This is a genomic window from Burkholderia sp. ZZQ-2, from assembly GCF_050768715.1.
Lineage (GTDB): Bacteria > Pseudomonadota > Gammaproteobacteria > Burkholderiales > Burkholderiaceae > Burkholderia > Burkholderia cepacia.
Map to the genome: position 1 here is coordinate 1 of NZ_LDVA01000202.1, position 4,773 is coordinate 4,773.

Sequence of the window (4,773 nt, forward strand, 5' to 3'; positions counted from 1 at the left end):
AGCGCGATCCGGGCGACGTGCGCGGCGCGTGGCTTCACGCCGCGACCTTGTCGCTGTCGTTCACGCGCTCGACGTTGATCGTGCCGGCGTGGAACGCGGCCAGCGACTCGCGGTGCGCGATGCTGACGATCGCGGCCTTCGGCAGCCGTTCGGCGAACAGGTGGTACAGGCGCGCCTCGTTGTCGGCGTCGAGCGCGCTCGTCGCTTCGTCGAGGAACAGGAAGTCGGGCTTGTGCAGCAGCACGCGCGCGCCGGCAAGGCGCTGCTGTTCGCCCGGCGACAGCACGCGGGTCCAGTGCGCGGTCTCGTCGAGGCGCTCGGCATAATCCTCGAGGCGGCATGCGCGCAGCGCGTCGCGGCAGGCTTCGTCGCTGAACGCGTCGGCCGTCGCCGGATAGGTGAGCGCGGCCTTCAGCGTGCCGATCGGCAGATAGCTCGTTTGCGGCACGAACATCATCCGCGCGCCGACCGGCGCGTCGATCGCGCCGTCGCCGAACGGCCAGAGCCCCGCGAGCGCGCGCATGAACGTGCTCTTGCCGGAACCCGACTTGCCGATCACGAGCCAGCGCGAGCCGGGCTCGATCGTGACGCTGCCGATGTTCGCGAGCGCGTTGCCGTTCGGCAGCGCGAGCTTGAGCGACGACGTCGACAGCTTCGCGCCGTCGACGTAATGCAGGTTGATGCCGCCGTGCTCGGTCGCGGGCGACAGGCTTTCCTTCAGGTGCGACGTGCCCATCACGCGCTTGAATTCGCGCAGACGGTTGACGGTGGCGCGCCATTCGACGAGGGTCGAGTAACTGTTGATGAACCACGAGAACGAATCGCTGACGGTGCCGAACGCGGACGAGATCTGCATCAGCACGCCGAACGAGAACGCGCCCGCGAAATAGCGCGGCGCGGCGACGACGAGCGGGAAGATGATCGCGATCTGCCCGTAGAAGCTCAGCACGAACGTGAGCCGCTTCGTGTACTTCATCACGCGCCACCAGTTGTCGCGGATGCGCATGAAGAGGTTTTGCGCGTTGCCGGTCTCGGTCTTCTCGCCGTCGTAGAACGCGATCTGCTCGGCGTTCTCGCGCACGCGGATCAGCCCGAAGCGGAAGTCGGCCTCGACGCGCTGCTGCTGGTAGTTGATCGACACGAGCGGGTGGCCGACCTTCTGGATGATCAGCGAGCCGACCACCGCGTACAGCGCCGCCGCCCACACCATGTAGCCGGGGATCGTGATCGGCGTCGCGCCGAGCGAGAACGTCAGTGCGCCGGCGAGCGACCACAGGATCGTGATGAACGACACGAGCGTGACGACCGTCGACAGCAGGTCGAGCGACAGTGCGAGCGTGGTCGTCGAGAACGACTGAAGGTCGTCGGTGATCCGCTGGTCGGGGTTGTCGGCGAGACGGTCACGTTCGATCCGGTAGAACGCGCGATCGCCGAGCCACTGGCCGAGAAAACGGTCGGTGAGCCACTGGCGCCAGCGGAAGCCGAGCATCTGCCGCAGGTAGCGACCGTACACGGCGAGGATGATGAAGGCGAACGCGAGCGCGGAGAACTGCATCAGCAGGTTCGGGAAGTCGTGGACGTCCTTCGACTGCAGCGCGTTGTAGAACTCCGCGTTCCACTTGTTGAGCCGGACGTTGATCCAGACCACGCAGAGGTTGATCGCGATGATCGCGACCAGCAGGCCCCATGCGATTTTCCATTCGGACGATACCCAGTAGGGCTTGATGAGGCTCCATGCGGATACCGGGCGCTCGTCCTGCGGCGCGTCGGAGGCGGAGCGGACGGGATCGATCGATTGGGTCATGTGCTTCCTGATGAGTAGCCGGCGCGCGGGCCGGGCGAAGCCGGGCGCGCGCCGCGATACGGCATGCCGGGACGCGGCGCCGACTGACGGCGGGCGTCCGGATGGTCGCCCGCGTGTCTTAAACGGCACTTAAGGCCGGCGGTGACGCGGCAACCGGCCGCTCGCGCGGCCGGCCTGCGGGCATTGTGCCAGAGCGGCGCGGCACGACGGCGAATTTGCCGCAAGGGGGACAGTTTGCGGCGCTTTCCGCTTTTATGGTCTAATGGCCGACGACGAAACAGGGGTGCTTTGTAGCGCGGCCGGCGGATGTTCCGGGCAGCGCAATGAGGCTGAGAAAGACCCTTCGCACCCGATCCGGGTAATACCGGCGAGGGAAGTTTCTGATCCCGCCGGGTCGCGCTGGCTGCCATCCCACATGGTCAGCGCCCGAGTCCCGCCCGGCCGGCCTTTGCTGCCGGTTTCGTCCTTTTGGGTACGCGCATTGCGCGTTACGGAAGGAATGATGACCGCACAATCTTCAGTCTTTTGCATGGTTCCCGGCCCGATGTCGCGTGCATTCGCATGCGGCGGCGCGTGCGCGTCGACGTTCGTCGAGCGCGCCCGTGCGGAGGGGGCGCGATGAACGTCCGGGACACCCGCCCCGATTTCGCGGTGCTCGGCGGCGGCCTCGTCGGCCGTCTGATCGCATGGCGGCTCGCAGGCGACGGCCATCGCGTCGCGCTTTACGAGCGCGGCGGCCCGGACGGCGAGCAGTCGGCCGCGTGGATCGCTGCCGCCATGCTCGCACCGCTCGCGGAAGCGGCGAGCGCGGAGCTGCTGATCACCGAGCTCGGCGCCGCGTCGCTCGCGCGCTGGCCGCAGTGGCTCGCGGAACTGCCCGAACCCGTCTTCTTCCAGCATCACGGCACGCTCGTCGTCTGGCATCACGCGGACCGCGCGGAGGCGCCGCTGTTCGAGCGGCGCGTGCGCGCGAACGCGCCGGCCGGCCTGTTCGACAGCGGTTTCGTGACCCTCGCCGGCGCGCAGGTCGACGCGGCCGAGCCGGTGCTCGCGGGCCGTTTCGCGCGCGGCCTGCTGCTGCCGAACGAAGGCCAGCTCGACAATCGCCAGGCGCTGCGCGCGCTCGCGGCCGGCCTCGCCGAGCGCGGCGTCGACCTGCACTGGCACGTCACGATCGACGATGCGAACCTGCCCGCCGCGCATTTCACGATCGATTGCCGCGGGCTCGGCGCGAAACCCGCGCTGCCCGCGTTGCGCGGCATCCGCGGCGAAGTCGCGCGCGTGCACGCCCCCGGCATCGGGCTCACCCGGCCCGTGCGGCTGTTGCATCCGCGCTACCCGCTCTATATCGCACCGAAGCAGGACGATCTCTACGTGATCGGCGCGACCGAGGTGGAGGGCGAGGACATGTCGCCCGTCAGCGTGCGCTCCGCGCTCGAACTGCTGAGCGCGGCGTTCTCCGTGCATCCGGCGTTCGGCGAGGCGCGCATCCTCGAACTCAATGCGCAGTGCCGGCCGACGCTGCCCGATCATCGCCCGGCGGTGATCTGGGATGGTGCGTCGACGCTCGCCGTCAACGGCCTGTACCGGCACGGCTTCATGATCGCGCCGGAAGTCGCGCACGCGGCCGTCGCGCTTGCCGAAGCCGCGCTCGGCGGCGCGTTCGGCGATCCCGACGCGTTCGCCGCGTGGCGCGGCGCCGAGCGCTGGCCGACGCTCCTTCATCACCGCAACGACGCGCGCCAGCCGGCCTGACGCGCACCGCCGACCGAATTCGACGAAGCCTCATGGACATCCAGATCAACCAACAGAACCTGACGTTGCCCGACGGCGCAACGGTGGCCGACGCGCTCGCCGCGTACGGCGCGCGTCCGCCGTACGCGGTCGCGCTGAACGGCAACTTCGTCGCGCGCACGCAGCATGCGGCGCGCGCACTCGCGGCGGGCGACAAGCTCGACGTCGTGCACCCGGTCGCGGGCGGCTGAGCGCCGCCGGTTCGTCCCCGCTCTTTCAGGAAAACGACATGACGTCCCTCACCTCCGCCGACGCGCTGACGCTGTACGGCGAAACCTTCGCAAGCCGCGTGCTGATCGGCACGTCGCGCTATCCGTCGCTGCAGTCGCTGTCCGATTCGATCACCGCGTCGCGCCCCGGGATGGTGACGGTCGCGCTGCGCCGCCAGATGACGGGCGGCACGGCCGAAGCCGGCTTCTTCGACCTGCTCAAGCGTCACGCGGTGCCGCTCTTGCCGAACACGGCCGGCTGCCAGACCGTCGCGGAAGCCGTGACGACCGCGCACATGGCGCGCGAGGTCTTCGGCACCGACTGGATCAAGCTCGAACTGATCGGCGACGACTACACGCTGCAGCCCGACCCGGTCGGCCTGATCGAGGCGGCCGCGCAACTGGTCAAGGACGGTTTCAAGGTGCTGCCGTACTGCACCGAGGATCTCGTGATCGGCCGGCGCCTGCTCGACGCCGGCTGCGAGGCGCTGATGCCGTGGGGCGCGCCGATCGGCACCGGCAAGGGCGTCGTGAACCCGTACGGGCTGCGCGTGTTGCGCGAGCGCCTGCCGGACGTGCCGCTGATCGTCGACGCCGGGCTCGGCGTGCCGTCGCATGCGTGCCAGGTGATGGAGTGGGGCTTCGACGGCGTGTTGCTGAACACGGCCGTGTCGCAGGCCACGCACCCGGAGATCATGGCGCGTGCGTTCGCGCAGGGCGTCGAGGCCGGCCGTGCCGCGTATCTCGCCGGGCCGATGGACGCGCGCGAGACCGCGCACGCCAGCACGCCGGTCGTCGGGATGCCGTTCTGGCACCAGGACGGGGGCGGCGCATGAGCGTGCGTTTCGCCGAGGCATTCTGGCCGCCGGCCGACGAACTGGCCGAAGCGGCCGAACGGATTCGCGCCCGGCTGGGCGACTGGCCGGACGCCGCCGCGCCGTGGCGGCTTTGCGTCGCGGTGCCCGA

At 69.5% G+C, this 4,773-nt stretch carries 4 protein-coding genes, 1 pseudogene and 1 riboswitch; of the genes and pseudogenes, 4 read left to right on the plus strand and 1 reads right to left on the minus strand.

From position 1 onward, the window contains the following. Positions 1–34: 34 nt before the first annotated feature. Positions 35–1,804, minus strand: coding sequence for an ABC transporter ATP-binding protein/permease (locus tag ABY44_RS14030; RefSeq protein WP_059698116.1), 1,770 nt, complete (start codon positions 1,802–1,804; stop codon positions 35–37). Between the two features lie 269 nt (positions 1,805–2,073). Then, a riboswitch (TPP riboswitch) is annotated at positions 2,074–2,197 on the plus strand. A 225-nt stretch (positions 2,198–2,422) separates the two neighbouring features. On the opposite strand from ABY44_RS14030, the gene ABY44_RS14035 reads away from it, so the two are divergent. From ABY44_RS14035 to ABY44_RS14050, 4 genes and pseudogenes are all read left to right on the plus strand, one after another. Beyond that, the gene (locus tag ABY44_RS14035; protein WP_059698114.1) at positions 2,423–3,559 is read left to right on the plus strand and encodes an FAD-dependent oxidoreductase; all 1,137 of its coding nucleotides are present in this window, start codon (positions 2,423–2,425) and stop codon (positions 3,557–3,559) included. A gap of 32 nt (positions 3,560–3,591) precedes the next feature. Beyond that, entirely contained in the window at positions 3,592–3,789 is a 198-nt protein-coding gene (thiS, locus tag ABY44_RS14040) for a sulfur carrier protein ThiS (RefSeq protein WP_011350713.1), read from the plus strand. A 38-nt stretch (positions 3,790–3,827) separates the two neighbouring features. Beyond that, positions 3,828–4,643, plus strand: a complete 816-nt coding sequence (locus ABY44_RS14045) for a thiazole synthase (RefSeq protein WP_060173901.1) — start codon at positions 3,828–3,830, stop codon at positions 4,641–4,643. After that, a pseudogene (locus tag ABY44_RS14050) lies at positions 4,640–4,773 on the plus strand (thiamine phosphate synthase); the annotation flags it as partial. The gene ABY44_RS14045 and the pseudogene ABY44_RS14050, both read left to right, overlap by 4 nt.

Excerpts from the sequence above, each read along its gene's own strand:
- ABY44_RS14030 (WP_059698116.1), bottom strand. The coding sequence starts at position 1,804 with ATGACCCAATCGATCGATCCCGTCCGCTCCGCCTCCGACGCGCCGCAG.
- ABY44_RS14035 (WP_059698114.1), top strand. The coding sequence starts at position 2,423 with ATGAACGTCCGGGACACCCGCCCCGATTTCGCGGTGCTCGGCGGCGGC.
- thiS (WP_011350713.1), top strand. The coding sequence starts at position 3,592 with ATGGACATCCAGATCAACCAACAGAACCTGACGTTGCCCGACGGCGCA.
- ABY44_RS14045 (WP_060173901.1), top strand. The coding sequence starts at position 3,828 with ATGACGTCCCTCACCTCCGCCGACGCGCTGACGCTGTACGGCGAAACC.